Source organism: Streptomyces sp. NPDC024555, assembly GCF_055559335.1.
This window is the reverse complement of record NZ_JBVHKV010000007.1, coordinates 193404-206650: the sequence shown is the minus strand read 5'-3', so window position 1 is coordinate 206650 and position 13247 is coordinate 193404. Positions and strand designations below refer to the sequence as shown.

Annotated in this window: 11 protein-coding genes and 1 pseudogene; 8 read left to right on the top strand and 4 right to left on the bottom strand. The window is 75.0% G+C overall.

Going from position 1 to position 13247, the window contains the following annotated elements; genetic code table 11:
* Positions 1-5: 5 nt before the first annotated feature.
* Entirely contained in the window at positions 6-488 is a 483-nt protein-coding gene (locus ACZ4FH_RS14265) for an RICIN domain-containing protein (protein WP_467304703.1), read from the bottom strand.
* Positions 489-922: 434 nt separating this feature from the next.
* Here ACZ4FH_RS14265 and ACZ4FH_RS14260 point away from each other — a divergent pair, with 434 nt between their 5' ends.
* Together ACZ4FH_RS14260 and ACZ4FH_RS14255 are read left to right on the top strand one after the other, a co-directional pair.
* Positions 923-1417 (top strand): GtrA domain-containing protein, encoded by a 495-nt coding sequence (locus ACZ4FH_RS14260; protein WP_467304701.1) that lies wholly within the window; start codon positions 923-925, stop codon positions 1415-1417.
* A gap of 546 nt (positions 1418-1963) precedes the next feature.
* Positions 1964-3313, top strand: coding sequence for a hypothetical protein (locus ACZ4FH_RS14255; RefSeq protein ID WP_467304700.1), 1350 nt, complete (start codon positions 1964-1966; stop codon positions 3311-3313).
* Positions 3314-3387: 74 nt separating this feature from the next.
* Here ACZ4FH_RS14255 and ACZ4FH_RS14250 read toward each other — a convergent pair whose 3' ends face one another.
* Positions 3388-5568: a tetratricopeptide repeat protein gene (locus ACZ4FH_RS14250; protein WP_467304698.1), complete on the bottom strand. Its 2181-nt coding sequence runs from the start codon at positions 5566-5568 to the stop codon at positions 3388-3390.
* Between the two features lie 272 nt (positions 5569-5840).
* On the opposite strand from ACZ4FH_RS14250, the gene ACZ4FH_RS14245 reads away from it, so the two are divergent.
* Positions 5841-6701, top strand: a complete 861-nt coding sequence (locus ACZ4FH_RS14245) for a hypothetical protein (RefSeq protein WP_467304696.1) — start codon at positions 5841-5843, stop codon at positions 6699-6701.
* Between the two features lie 46 nt (positions 6702-6747).
* On the opposite strand, the gene ACZ4FH_RS14240 is transcribed toward ACZ4FH_RS14245, so the two are convergent.
* Positions 6748-7572, bottom strand: coding sequence for a maleylpyruvate isomerase family mycothiol-dependent enzyme (locus tag ACZ4FH_RS14240; protein WP_467304695.1), 825 nt, complete (start codon positions 7570-7572; stop codon positions 6748-6750).
* A 175-nt stretch (positions 7573-7747) separates the two neighbouring features.
* Here ACZ4FH_RS14240 and ACZ4FH_RS14235 point away from each other — a divergent pair, with 175 nt between their 5' ends.
* From ACZ4FH_RS14235 to ACZ4FH_RS14215, 5 genes are all read left to right on the top strand, one after another.
* Entirely contained in the window at positions 7748-8482 is a 735-nt protein-coding gene (locus ACZ4FH_RS14235; protein ID WP_467304694.1) for a response regulator transcription factor, read from the top strand.
* A complete protein-coding gene (locus tag ACZ4FH_RS14230) occupies positions 8469-10589 on the top strand; it encodes an ATP-binding protein (RefSeq protein WP_467304692.1) in 2121 nt (706 codons plus the stop codon). The genes ACZ4FH_RS14235 and ACZ4FH_RS14230 overlap by 14 nt, the downstream gene beginning before the upstream one ends.
* Positions 10590-10739: 150 nt before the next feature.
* On the top strand, positions 10740-11123 hold the full coding sequence (locus ACZ4FH_RS14225; protein WP_467304690.1) for a sortase-dependent protein: 384 nt from the start codon (positions 10740-10742) through the stop codon (positions 11121-11123).
* Between the two features lie 286 nt (positions 11124-11409).
* Positions 11410-12039, top strand: a complete 630-nt coding sequence (locus ACZ4FH_RS14220; RefSeq protein WP_467304688.1) for a class F sortase — start codon at positions 11410-11412, stop codon at positions 12037-12039.
* Positions 12040-12243: 204 nt separating this feature from the next.
* Entirely contained in the window at positions 12244-12738 is a 495-nt protein-coding gene (locus ACZ4FH_RS14215; RefSeq protein ID WP_467304687.1) for a hypothetical protein, read from the top strand.
* A gap of 313 nt (positions 12739-13051) precedes the next feature.
* Here ACZ4FH_RS14215 and ACZ4FH_RS14210 read toward each other — a convergent pair.
* A pseudogene (locus ACZ4FH_RS14210) lies at positions 13052-13225 on the bottom strand (IS5 family transposase); the annotation flags it as partial.
* Positions 13226-13247 lie beyond the last annotated feature (22 nt).

Sequence of the window (13247 nt, the reverse complement as noted above, 5' to 3'; positions counted from 1 at the left end):
GGGGATCAGTACCAGCGCTGGTTGGTCTGCATGTTGCAGGTGGCCAGGTAGGCCCGGGAGGCGTTGCCGGTGCCCGAGATGGTGACGCACTTGTCGTACGCGGCACCGTTGCGGAGCTGGGCGGTGCCCGCGCTGGAGTCGATGTACCACTGCTGGTCCGCGTGGTGGTTGCAGTTCCACTGCATCACGGAGTTGTCCTGGGCCCAGACGGCGAGGCACTTCCCGTTGGCGTTCTTGAGCTGGTAGAAGCCGTTGCCCTCGCCGGTGAACTCCCAGCGCTGGTCGTTGTTCCCGTTGCAGTCCCAGATGATGGCCTGCTGGCCGTCGGCCACGACGTTGCCGTAGATGCCCAGGCACTTGCCCGAGGCGACGCTGTGCTGCGCGCCGCTGACGAGGGCGGCCGCGGGCGGTGCGGTGAGGAACGACGAGACGGCGGCGAGCAGAAGACCGGCGGAGGTGGCGGCGATGCGGGTGAGAGACCTCGTCACGGGAGGAACCTTTCCTGGGTCGGTGCGGCACCTCGGCCCGTACGGCGAGGCGTCGCTGCGTGATCGCCAACGTAGGCCGGTTAAAGGGCCGTTCGGCCGGTGGAGCGTCCCGGGTGCGTCCCTCCCGGCACCGTCCCGGGACGGGCGCCCCGTCTCCCCGGCCACGGGACGGCGTCCGTACCCCCGGACGGCCCCGGTGCGCCCCTGGTCGAGCGCCCCTTAGGGGCAACTCCGGCAGTGCCCGGCCCGGTTGACCGTCCCGCACGGCCGGCGGGCCGTTCTCGGGACGGTGGGACATCGGGGTTCCCTGGGGGAAACCCCCCACAAGGCTCGGGGAGAAACCCGATCGTCCCGAGCGCGCCGGTTCCGTAGGTTCTGGAGTGCGATCGACGCACCGCTCCCCTTCCACTCCCCACCGCCCCCGGAGGCACCCCGTGACCGCCGTCCCCTCCCCCCGGCCGACGCGCACGCTCCACCCCGCCCTCACGGCCTTCGTGCGCTTCGTGATCTGCGGGGGCGGGGTCGGCGTCGCCTCCAGCGGGGTCCTCGTCCTGCTCCAGGGGACGATCCCGCTGGCGGTGGCCAACGCCCTGGTGACGGTGGTGTCCACCGTGATCGCGACGGAGCTGCACAGCCGGGTCTCCTTCCGCAGCGGCCGCCGGGGCTGGGGCGTCCACCTCCAGTCCGGTCTGACCGTCGCCGTGAGCTACGCCTTCACCACCGGGGCGCTGCTCTGCCTGTACGCCCTGCGGCCCGAGCCCTCGGCCCTGCTCCAGCAGACCGTCTATCTGTCGGCCTCCGCCCTGGCCGGTGTCGGCCGCTTCGCGCTCCTGCGGATCGTGGTCTTCCGCGACCGCGCCGTCGCCCGCGACGCCTCCGGCGCACACCGGGCCCCGCTCGGCAAGGCAGCCGTGGCGATGGCCGCCTGACCGGATGTCACCGGTTCGCGTCCCGCGTTGGATATCGTGACGGGTCGGCCGGGCACGAGCACGGCCCGGAGTCGAAGCGGGAGCACGGGTGCCACAGGGGCGGGCCGGATGGGTACGGGTCCCCGTCGGGGACGACGCGGAGCGGTGGACCACCCGCGCGGCATGCCGGCGGGTCCTCCTCGTGGTGCACAACGTCACCGCCGCCACCCGGCTCCTCGACATCCTGCCGCTCTTCGACGACGACCTGCGGATCCAGCTCCTGCTCACCTGCCCGGGGTCCTCGCCCTTCGCCGCTGGCACCGCCGAACTCCTCGCCGCCACGGGACTGCCCGTCCTGCCGTGGGAACAGGCCGCGGCCACACCGGTGGACCTGGTGCTCTCCGCGAGCTTCGGGGGCCGACTGGACGTATTTCGTGGGAAGTTGATCGTCCTTTCGCACGGCGTTGGATACACTAAAAGGCTGGCTACACCGGACACCGGACACCGGACACCGGACGGGGGTCGGGGCCGGAGCCCGCGCCCGTTTTCGGGACCGCTCCCGAGTGGGTGCTGGCCGACGACGGCGTCCCGCTCGCCGACGCCCTCGTCCTCTCCCATCCCGAGCAGATCGACCGGCTGCGCGCCGCGTGCCCCGAGGCCGCGCCGGCCGCCGTCCTCGCGGGTGACCCCTGCTACGACCGGATGCTCGCCGCCCGGCCCTACCGGGACCGCTTCCGCCGGGCGCTCGGGGTCCGGGCGGACCAGCGCCTGATCGTCATCAGCTCCACCTGGAACCCCGAGTCCCTGTTCGGGGACGGGTCCTGGACCGGGGACGGGGGCGGGGACGGGGGCGGAGACGATGTGTTGTCCTGTCTGCTGCCCCGGCTCGCACGCGAGTTCCCGGTGGACGCGTACCGGTTCGCCGCCGTCCTGCATCCCAACATCTGGCACGGGCACGGTCCCGGCCAGATCCGGGCCTGGCTCGACCGGGCGCGCCGGGCCGGCCTGGTACTCGTCGACCCGCTGGAGGGCTGGCGGCAGGCGCTGCTCGCGGCCGACGCCGTCATCGGCGACCACGGATCGGTGACGTACTACGCGGCGGCGCTGGGCCGGCCCGTGCTGCTGGCCGCCGCCCCGCTGCACGCCCTCGACCCCGACGCCCCGGTCTCCGCCTTCCTGCGGGAGGCGCCGCACCTCGTCCCCGGCCGGTCGCTGCGCGCCCAACTGGACGCGCTCGTGGACGGTCACCGCCCGCTGCCGGGTCCGGCGGCGTTCACCTCGTCCGTGCCGGGCGAGTCGGCCGCTCGGCTGCGCGCCCTGTTCTACGCGATGCTGGGCGAGGCGGAGCCGGAGTGGCCCGCCTCGCTGAAACCCCTGGAGACGCCTCCGCTCGCGCGGGTCACGGTCACCGCGCCCCTGCAGGTGCTGACCCGGGTCGAGGGCCCCGGCGAGGTGTCCGTCACCCGATGGGCCGCGTCCGCGCCGTCGCCGGATCCGGACGGGGGCGAGGAGGCGCATCTCGCCGTGCACGAGGACACCCGTGACGTGGACCGGCTCCGCGTCGCGGACGTCGTCCTCCGGGACGGGCCGCCCGACGATCCCCGGTTCGGTTCCCCGCCCGTGTGGACGGCCGAGGCGCTGCGGCGCGCTCCGGGCTGCGCCCTGGCCGCCTTCGTCGTCGCCCCCGACGCCTGCGTCGTACGCCTCCGCGACGGTGCCCTGCTCCGCCTGGCGGCCGAGTCCCCGGAAGCGCACACCGGCCCCGATCCGGCCGTGTTCGCCTCGGCGCTGCACGCCCTGCTGGGTGACGCCGACGGCCCGGCCGGGCGGGACCGGGTCCTGGAGGCCGGTTTCACCGTGCGGACCGGCGACGGCCGGAGCGTACGCGTCCGCGTGGAGCGGACCCCGGCCGGCTGAGCGGAACCCGGCCCCGTGCGCCGCCGGAGCCGCCCGCACGCACCTGCCGTCGCACGGGTCCGACGGAGGGCCCGTCAGCCGTCTGCGTCGCGCCCCTCGTCCTCGTCGGCATCGGCATCGGCATCGGCGCAGCGTTCCCGCATTCCGCGCAGATAGGCCACGTGGTACTCGGCGCGCTGCCCGTCGAGGACGGTCAGCGCCTCCTCGATCAGGGGCCGGGCCCTGGCCGGCTCCGAGGCGTCGAGCCAGGTCTCGGCGAGGTCGGTGAGGGCCCGAGCCGTGTTGTACGTGTCGCCGTGGGCGCGGAAGAAGTCCAGGGCCGCGCCCAGCCGTTCCCGGGAGGCTTCGAAGTGGGCGAGCCCGCGCAGGGCCCGGCCGCGATGGCGTTCCAGCAGGGCTCGGGCGCGCGGGACGTCGGCCGCGCCCTCCTCGTCCGGGCCCATGCCGTCCAGCACCGCGCCGGCCTCGTCGAAACAGGCGTGGGCCTCGCCGTACCGCCACTGCCGCAGCCGGAGCAGCCCCAGGAACTCGACGGCGGAGGCCCGGCCCCGCCGGTGGCCGGCGGCTTCCTCGGCCCGGACCGCCGCCAGGGCCTCCGTCTCCGCCTCGTCCCAGTGGACCAGTTCGGTGAGCGAGTGGGCGAGCTGGGCGTGCAGGGCGCCCGCGTCCCGGGGGTCGCGGCCGGGCGCGTCGGCGAGCCGGGCACCGACGCGCAGGGCGGGGAGCAGCGTCTCGTGGCGGCCCGCCTTCAGCTGGAGGGGCCACAGGGAGCGGCAGATGCGGACGGCGGCGTCCGGGTCGCCGGACTCCTCGGCGCAGTGGACCGCCTCGACCAGATTGGTGCTCTCCGCGATCAGCGCCTCCAGAGCCTCGCCCCGGCTGCCGTGGGCGGACGCCGGGTCCGGAGCGGCGGGGGCGGGGACGCGCCAGCTCTCGGGCAGCGCCGCGTGGGCGGCGCGGGCCGATGCGTCGGCGTAGTGCCGCAGGGCGCGGGCCATCGCGGCCGAGCAGCCGGCGATGCCGTCCTCGCGCACGGCGGCGGCCTCGGCGTGGGCACGGACCGCCGGGCGGTAGTGGTAGCGGGGCGCGGGACCGTCGGGCACGGCGGCGGGCTCGACGAGGAGGGCGTCCGCCAGTTCCTCCAGGCGCCGCGCCGCGTCCTCGGGTGCGGTGCCGGTGACCCGGGCAGCCGTCTCCGCGTCGAAGGCGGGCCAGGCGCGGACGGCCATCAGCCGGTAGAGCAGGGCCGTCGCGGGGTCCAGCAGGCGGTAGGTCTCCTCGGCCGCCGCCCGGACCGGGTCCGGGTCGACGGGTGCGTCCGGTGCGGGCTCGGTGAGGCGGGAGGCCGCTGCGCGCAGGGCGTACGGTGATCCGCCGCAGCGGGCGAGGACGCCGGGCAGGGTCGCGCGGGCGGAGGCGACGGCCGACTTGTCGGTGAGCCGGGTGAGCAGCCGGACGGCGTCCTTGTCGGTCAGCGGGCCGACCGGTACGCGTACGGCGTCGAGCCCCGGGAAGGGGCGCCGGGCCACGACGACGGTGAAGACGGCGGGTGCCGCGGTGAGCAGGGGCCTGACCTGGGCGGCGGTCTGGGCGTGGTCCAGAACGATCAGCAGCTTCCGGCCGGCCACCTGCCGCTGGAAGCAGTCGCGGAGCTGTCCGGCCGCGGGCGGCATCTCCGCGTCGGGGACGCCGAGTTGCCCCAGCAGCTCGCGCAGGACGGCGCCGGGGTCCCGCAGCCCGTCCTGACCGGTGCCCGCCCGCAGATCGGCGTAGAGCCGGCCGTCCGGGTAGCGGGCGGCCTCGCGGGCTCCCCAGTGCGCGGCGAGCGTACTGGTGCCCATGCCGTCGGCGCCGTGGACGAGGGCCAGGCGCGGTGTGCCGTCGGCGCGGCGCGTGGCCTCGCGGTCGAGGGCCTTGAGCGCTTCCTTGCGGTCGGTGAAGAACCGTGTCGACACGGGGAGTCCGGGCCTTCCGGAGGCGGCGGGCCCCGCGCCGGGGAGCGTGCCACCGATGCGGGCGGCGAAGGCGGTCCACGCGGACGCCAGCGCGGGATTGTTCCGCAGCCCCTCCGCCATCATCCGTGCCACGGCGTCGAGTTCGCCCGGAGTCGTGGGTGCGGGCACCTCGCGTCCGGTGACCCGGCGGACGAATCCGCCCGTCGACTCCCAGGCCCATTTCCCGGCCTCGTTCGCCATCCCCGAGCCGACCGCGCCGAGCACCGCCGTGACGGCCGACAGCGAAATGGGATCCAGCATGCCGCGCACTCCCCGTTCCCGGCGCTCCGCGCGGTGCGTCCTCCCCGGCACCGCCGCTGCCACCGTGCGGGGGCAATCTATCGAGAATCCGCGACCCCGGGTTCGTATCCGGCCAGGTGGGCGCGGCCGGGCGGTGTCGTTGGCCGGATGCGAACAGCGGTCCGCCACCCAGAGGTTGGATATCCTGAGGGCCGTTCCAGGCGATCGTGCGGGCCGGAGCCACCACCGGTCCGGGCCGTGCGGCCCAGGGGGGTCACGTGAAGCGTGCGTCGGTGACCTGGAGGTCCGCGAAACTGGCCGAGCAGGCGTGGTACCAGGCGGTGCAGCTGAGGCTCGGCGCCGACCACGAGCGGGCCGCCGAGCAGTTCGCCGTGGCCGTGGCCCATGATCCGACGGCCGCGGACGCCTGGCTCGGACTGCACGCGTACGGGTGGCGGACGGCGGAGGCGCTGGACGCGATGCTGCGGCACTCGGCGTCCTTCGGGGCGCTGCGCATCGCGTTCGGCTGTACGCTCCAGTCGTCGTTCGGCATCGGCCGGTTCACGGACTTCCCGCTGGCGACCGTGCGCGATCTGTGGCTCGCGGGCATGGCGTCGCTGCTGGACCAGCACCGGCTCGACGAGGCGGGGGCGGGTCTGGCGACCGCTCGGCCGGACTGCGACGAGACGCGGTTCGTCCTCATGCGCCACGCGTATCTGCGGTGGGACTGGGACGGCGTTCTGGGGTTCGCCCCCACAATCACCGACAGGAGGCTGAGCGACGAGACGTGGCTGTATCTCGGTGCGGCGCACCTCGCCAGGGACGAACCCCGTGAGGCCTTCCGCGTCCTGGACCGGCTGGCGAACGAGCAGGGGCTGGACCGCCGGCTGGTCGCCGAGCTCCAGCACCTCATGGGCCGTGCGATCACGGGCATGAACCTTCCCGCGCACCCGCTCCCCGGGCCCGCCCCCGCCCCGGCGCCTCCTCCGGCCGTTCCTCCGGCCGTTCCTCCGCCCGTGGACGTTCCGGCGTCGGCCGCACCCGACCCCACCCCGCCCTGGCGGACACCACCGCGGCCGCCCGCTCCCCCGGCCCCTGATCCGGCCCGTCCGGGCCCGGCCGCGCCGTCCGGGTGGACCCCGCCGCCCCGGTAGCCCGCCCCGCCGCCGGTCCTGGCGGGCGAGGCGGGGCCGCGCGCGGTCACGGTGCCGTGAAGTACCTCGGGAAGCGCGGCCCCAGCCACGGCCTGCGGCCCCGGGCGAAGACGCGGCCGCGTGCCATGGCGCCCACCGGGGAGCAGCGGCCGAGTGCCATGAGGAGGAAGGTGACCGGCTCGATGGAGATCGTGCAGTCGGGGCGGTCCGGCAGGGCCGGGGAGACGGTGGCCGCGCCGTCGGTGAACGTGACGCCGATGTGCCCGCCGCCCCACAGGCGCACGGCGTAACGGGCGTTGAGCCCGCGTACGGCCGCCGCGTCCGTCACCCGGGGCATCGCCTCGATCATGAAGGGCAGGGTCAGCGCGGCCCGGGTCCGGTCCACCATGTGCGGGCGACGCCGGGCACGGGCCAGGTCGTAGCCGTGGCCCAGGAGATGCGTCAGGAGGTACGCGGCGAGGACGGCTCGGTTCATGGGGCCCATCGGGGTCATGAGCGTCTCGTCCGGGTCGCCCGCCGCGACCGCGTCGAGGCAGGCGTCGGCCTGCTCCACGATCATCGCGGCCAGCGGTTCCGCCGCGCGTTCACCGAAGGCCGCGAGGCCCTGTTCGTTGGCGGCGGCGATGCCCTGCGGGGTGCCGTCGCCGTACGGGCGGTCGCGGCCCGCCGCCACATCGGCCATCAGCGCGTTGGCCTGCGCCAGGTGCGCGGCCAGCTCCCCCACCGTCCACTCCAGCCCCGGGACGGGGGCGTCCGGGTCCGGGACGGTGCGCAGCAGGGCGGCGATGTCCGCGGCCGTGCCCCGCACCGCGTCGGCCAGCCCCTCGGGCAGCACCACGCCCCGTACGCCCTGTTCGCCCACCGGCTCCATGCCGCCACCGCCTGCCCTCGTGTGCCTGCTGTTACCTGCGGGTACACAAGAGCAGGCGGCGGGGCCTCGGGGCAAGGCCCTGTCGCCACCGTCTCGCCGTCGCCGTCGCCCACGGGGCGGGGGATGGTGACGGGGGCGGTCGGGAGCCGTTCCGGCCCCCTCTACGATCGCTCATGTGTGCGCACATGTGGTCATCGCCGAGGACGACGAGAAACAGGCCGAGCTGCTCCGCCGCTATCTCGAACGGGAGGGGCACGCCGTCACCGTGGCCGGTGACGGTCTCGCGGCGCTCGACGCGGTCCGTCAGCGCGAACCGGACCTTCTGGTGCTGGATGTGATGATGCCCCGGGCCGACGGGCTGGACGTGGTCCGGGTGCTGCGCGCCGAGCACCGGGAGCTGCCGGTGCTGATGCTCACGGCCCGCTCCACCGAGGACGATCTGCTGCTCGGCCTCGATCTGGGCGCCGACGACTACATGACCAAGCCGTACAGCCCGCGCGAGCTGATGGCCCGGGTGCGTACGCTGCTGCGCCGCAGCCGGCGTACGGGCGGCGGCTCCGCGGCGGCCGTCCCGGAACCCGGAGTGCTGGTCGTGGGGACGCTGCGGGTCGATCCGCCGCGGCACGTGGTGACGGTGGACGGCGCCGAGGTGGAGTGCACACCGGGCGAGTTCCGGATCCTCGCCGCGCTGGCCGCCGAACCGGACCGGGTGTTCTCGCGGCAGCAGCTCCTCGCCGAACTCCACGGTTTCGACCGGTACATCAGCGACCGTACGGTCGACGTCCACGTGATGAACCTGCGCAAGAAGATCGAGCCCGCGCCGCGCAGGCCGGTGCGGCTGCTCACCGTGTTCGGCGTCGGCTACAAGCTCACCGATCCCGCGAAGGCGGCGGCCCGTGCGTCGTCGTAGCGCGGGGGCCGGCCGTGACGGGGCGGCGGGACGGGCGCGGCTGCCGTGGCGCAGGAGTCTGCTGGTGCGGCTGCTGGCCGTCTCCGCGCTGGTGGCGGCCTGTTCGGTGGCGGCCACGGCCTGGCTCGCCGTCCAGACGACCTCCGGCGCCATCCTCCAGGAGCAGGGGCAGAACCTCGCCGCCGACGCCCGGATCTACCACAGTCTGCTGGGGTACGCGGCGGCCCACCCCACCTGGGACGGCGTCGGGGACACCGTGCGCGAGCTGGCCGAAGGCTCCGGCCGGCGGATCGCGCTGACGACGCAGCAGCGCGAGCCGCTCGCCGACTCGGCGGCGCCGGACGGGGCCCCGGCCCTGCCCGAGCAGGCCTCCGCCGTCGTGGACCCGCTCTCCGTGGACACCGCGCTGGCCGCCGCGAACGCCAGGACGTCGGGCACCCCGGCGGACCGGGTGGATCCGCGCGCGGTCGGCCCCTTCACCCTGCCGGCCGGTGAGCGCGCGGCGCTGCGGACGGTCGCGGAGCGGGGCGTGGCCTGTCTCGCCGACTCCGGGATCGCCTCGGACGTGGTGGCGACGGCGAGCGGGCGGCCGGTGATCCAGGTGGTGGGCAACGACCCCGACCGGCTCCTGGGCACCGGCTGCGCCACGGACGCGCTCGACACCCCGACCGCCACCGAGCGCAAGGCCCTCAAGGCGCTCAACCAGCTGGCCGACGCCTGTCTCAAGCGCCAGGGCCGGGACGGTGTCCGGCTACGGCTCGATCTGTCCTGGGGGCGGAGCGCCCAGCCGGTGCCCACGGCAGAGGTGCCGACCGTCGCGCCGAGCCCGGTGCCCAGCCTGCCGGAGGACGGCGGGGCCCCGGGCACGCCGTCGGTCTCCCCGGCGGACGGGCCCGCCCCCTCGGAACCGGGGACCCCGGCGGCCACGCCGAGCGAACTGCCCCGCGACGCCGCCACGCCCGTCGCCGGCACCAGCGAGAACGACCGGGCCATCGCCTCGTGCGTGGGCTCCGCCCGCCGCGAGCAGCTCGCCTCCTACGTGGCCTCGCCCGCCCTGCTGTTCATCGCCGACGCCGGCCGCACCACCGTGCCCGGCTTCGACCTCTCCCCCGCGAACACCGCGCGGATCGCGGGCACCGCCGCGCTCGTCCTGGCGCTCACCGTGGGCGTCTCGGTCCTCGTGGGCGCCCGGCTCGTCCGGCCGCTGCGCGCCCTGACCGGGGCCGCGCAGCGGATGCGGGACGGCGAGGACACCACCCCGGTCCGGATCACCTCGGACAACGAGATCGGCCGGCTCACCGCCGCGTTCAACGACATGTCCGCGCACCGGTCCCGGCTGGAGGCCCAGCGCAAGGCGATGGTGAGCGATGTCGCCCATGAACTGCGCACCCCGCTCAGCAACATCCGCGGCTGGCTGGAGGCGGCCCAGGACGGAGTGGCCGATCCCGACCCGGCGTTCATCGCCTCCCTCCACGAGGAGGCCGTCCAGCTCCAGCACATCATCGACGACCTCCAGGACCTCGCCCAGGCGGACGCGGGGGCGCTGCGGCTGCATCCGGAACCGGTACGGCTGGAGGAGCTGGCCGCCCAGGTCACGGCCGCCCACCAGGCCCGCGCGGAGACGGCGGGGGTGACGCTGAGCGTGGCCCCCGCGCCGCCGGGCCGGCCGCTCCCCGGGCTGACGGCCGACCCGGTCCGGCTGCGCCAGGCCATCGGCAATCTGGTGTCCAACGCCGTCCGCCACACCCCGTCGGGCGGCCGGGTCACCGTCCGCCTGCACGGGACCGAGCACGGGGACGCGGTGATCGTGGACGTCGAGGACACCGGCTCCGGCATCCCGCCCGCCGACCTCCCCCATGTCTTCGACCGCTTCTGGCGCGGCGAGAAGTCCCGCTCCCGCCGCACCGGCGGCAGCGGGCTGGGGCTGTCCATCGTCAGGAAACTGACGGAGGCTCACGGCGGCACGGCGACGGCGGTGAGCGTCCCGGGCGAGGGCTCGGTGTTCACGCTGCGGCTGCCGACGGCGGGCGCGGCCGTGCCCCGACCGCGTTCCCCCGGGGCCCGCCCGGACGACGGGGACCCCGGGCCGGCGCCGGTTCCGCGATGAGCGCCACGCCCCCGGGCAGCCCTGATCCGATGACCACAGCGCCCTGACAGCTTCTTCATAAGTTCGCGCCAGCCTGGCGGCACGCCTCGCGGCGCGGTGCGCCCCTGCTCCGCGCCGCCGTCGAGGCCGAACCGGAACGGAGCCCTGTCCATGCCCCTGCGTACGTCCCTGCGCACCGCCGTCCTGACCGCCGTCGCGGTCGGCGCGGTCTGCCTCCCGGCCACCGCCGCCTTCGCCGACTCCTCGCCGACGCCGGTGGCGACCCCGTCGGCGGCGCCCGCCGAGCCCAGCCCGTCGGTCGACGGCCCCGGCGAGGAGCCGACGGCGGTGCCGAGCGCCGTCCCGTCCTCCCCGTCGGACGCCACCCCGACGGTCGCGCCCCGGGGCGGGGTCGCGGCCGGTGAGGAGCCGTCCGGTTCCTCGGACGGCGCCACGTCCACCGCGACCGTGACGGGCGCCGGTGCGGCCGCGCTCCTGGTCGCGGGCGCCGGCACGGTGGTGCTGCGCCGCCGCGCCGCCCGCCGCGACGGCTGACCGCACCCGAACCGCCCCGCAGTGGCGCCGTCCGCATCCGGGCGGCGCCACTGCCGCTAGGTCCTGTCGTCACACCGCCGCCTGCCCCGCGGGGCCATGCACGCGCTCTCGCCGCACCGGGCACAGGCCCGAGTACGTCCAGTACGAGGACCCGCACCCGGCACACCGAGAGCACGCACCTGACCCCGCAGGGCCGCCCTCCGGGCGACGACGGCAGTGTGACGACAGGACCTCAGGCCTTCCGCGACGAAGTCCCCCGGCCCGCACCCCTTCTGGAGCCCACCCCATGCACCGTCCCGCCCCGCGCCGCCGCACCCTCCTCCCCGCGTACGCGCTCCTGCTCTCGGCCCCGCTCACCGCCCTCGCCGCCTGCTCGGACTCCTCGTCGACGCAGCCCCCGGCCGCAGCAGCCCGCCCGTCCGCCGCGGCCACCACCCCGGCCTCCTCCGCGCCGCCGCGCGCCGGGGTGCCCGCCCGGCCGCCGGTCCACGTCGCCATCCCCTCCCTCGGTGTGGACAGCGCCGTCATGCGGCTCGGCCTCAACGCGGACGGCACCGTCGAGGTCCCGCCCGCCGAGAAGGGCATGACGGTCGGCTGGTACACCGGCGGCCCCGTCCCCGGCGCCCCCGGCCCCGCCGTCCTCATCGGCCACAACGACACCCGCTTCGGCCGCGCCGTCTTCCACGACCTCAAGAAGATCGCCCAGGGAGCCGACATCACCGTCCGCGACGAGAAGGGCGCCACCACCCACTTCACCGTGACCGGCCGCGAGACCGTCAAGAAGTCCGCCTTCCCGACGGCCCGGGTCTACGGGCCCACCAAGGACCGGGTCCTGCGCCTGATCACCTGCGACGGGACCTTCGACGCCCAGGGACACCCGGTGGACAACCTGATCGTGTACGCGAAGCGGACGTGACCGCCCGCGCGGGCCGCGAGCACGGGGGCGGGGCGGGAAGCGCCGGGGCGAGGGCACCATTCAGCCAATACGTGACACGTGCATGACATTTCAAGGTCTCCGTGGGACCGTCCGTCCGTACCACGCCCCCGTCCGCGCCCTCGCCGCGCGCACGGACGGGGCGCCGTCCATCCCCCCACAGGACGCGGCATGGAGGACTGACCCATGAAACTCACCCCGAGACTCCCGCTCGCCGCCGCGCTGGCGGCCGCCGCCCTCGTCGGCGCGTCCACCGTCGCGAGCGCGTCGGGCATCGCGGCCTCGCAGCAGGTCGACGGCGTCATCTCCGCCGCCGGCAGCACCTGCACCTGGTCCGGCGCCACCGCCACCGGGAATCCGCCGGACACCCTGACGATCGACCGCTCGACCGTGAACAGCGCGGTGAGCTGCACCGGCGGCGCGAGCGCCACCCTCAACAACGACCCCGCGGTCACCTTCGACGACACCGCGGGCACCGCGAGCTCCGACCTCATCGACATCACGGTGAAGCAGAGCATCATCTCCTGCTCCTACCGCGCCACGAACGTCGGCTGGAACCGCGACGGTTCCACGCGCACCTACGCCAACCAGGCGTTCACCGCGGCCAAGAGCTCCGGCAGCTTCCTCTGCCCCGGCTCCATCACCGCGGAGGCCGGTTCGGCCTCGCTCAGCTTCCACTGACGGCCGGACCGCACAGGGACACAGCAAAGAAGCCGGAGTATTCAGTGAATACTCCGGCTTCTCCGGCTGGTGGTCAACCGACACAATCGCCTGACCTGCCGCGTTCTCCGCCAGGGGAGGCCACTGTTCCCACGGCCAAGAAGATCATTTCCCTCTAAAAGCGACTCGCCCCGCGTTGCAGGGCCGCCGAAGCTTCCTTCCGTCGAGCGGCGTCATCCAGATCGCCCTCTCCGGAGACCGCATCGGTGTGCTGAAGGGCAACGGCGACGCCTATGAAGGAGGGCGGCCTTAGAGGTCGTTTTCGTCCGATGTTTCATCCCGAGGTGGGATGTTCTATGGCCTTTTTCGGGTCGCGCCAGGAGATGGTGTTCTCACTGGTGAGGCGGCGGGCCATGAGGTCGGTCATGGCAATGTGGATCACGGCTTCGGAGCGGGTAGGCAAGGTTTCGTAGTCGCGGGCCAGGCGGCGGTGGAGCATGAGCCAGCCGGTTGGGTCGGCCGCGCGGTGA

Excerpts from the sequence above, each read along its gene's own strand:
- ACZ4FH_RS14250 (WP_467304698.1), bottom strand. The coding sequence starts at position 5,568 with ATGCTGGATCCCATTTCGCTGTCGGCCGTCACGGCGGTGCTCGGCGCG.
- ACZ4FH_RS14240 (WP_467304695.1), bottom strand. The coding sequence starts at position 7,572 with ATGGAGCCGGTGGGCGAACAGGGCGTACGGGGCGTGGTGCTGCCCGAG.
- ACZ4FH_RS14225 (WP_467304690.1), top strand. The coding sequence starts at position 10,740 with ATGCCCCTGCGTACGTCCCTGCGCACCGCCGTCCTGACCGCCGTCGCG.
- ACZ4FH_RS14220 (WP_467304688.1), top strand. The coding sequence starts at position 11,410 with ATGCACCGTCCCGCCCCGCGCCGCCGCACCCTCCTCCCCGCGTACGCG.
- ACZ4FH_RS14215 (WP_467304687.1), top strand. The coding sequence starts at position 12,244 with ATGAAACTCACCCCGAGACTCCCGCTCGCCGCCGCGCTGGCGGCCGCC.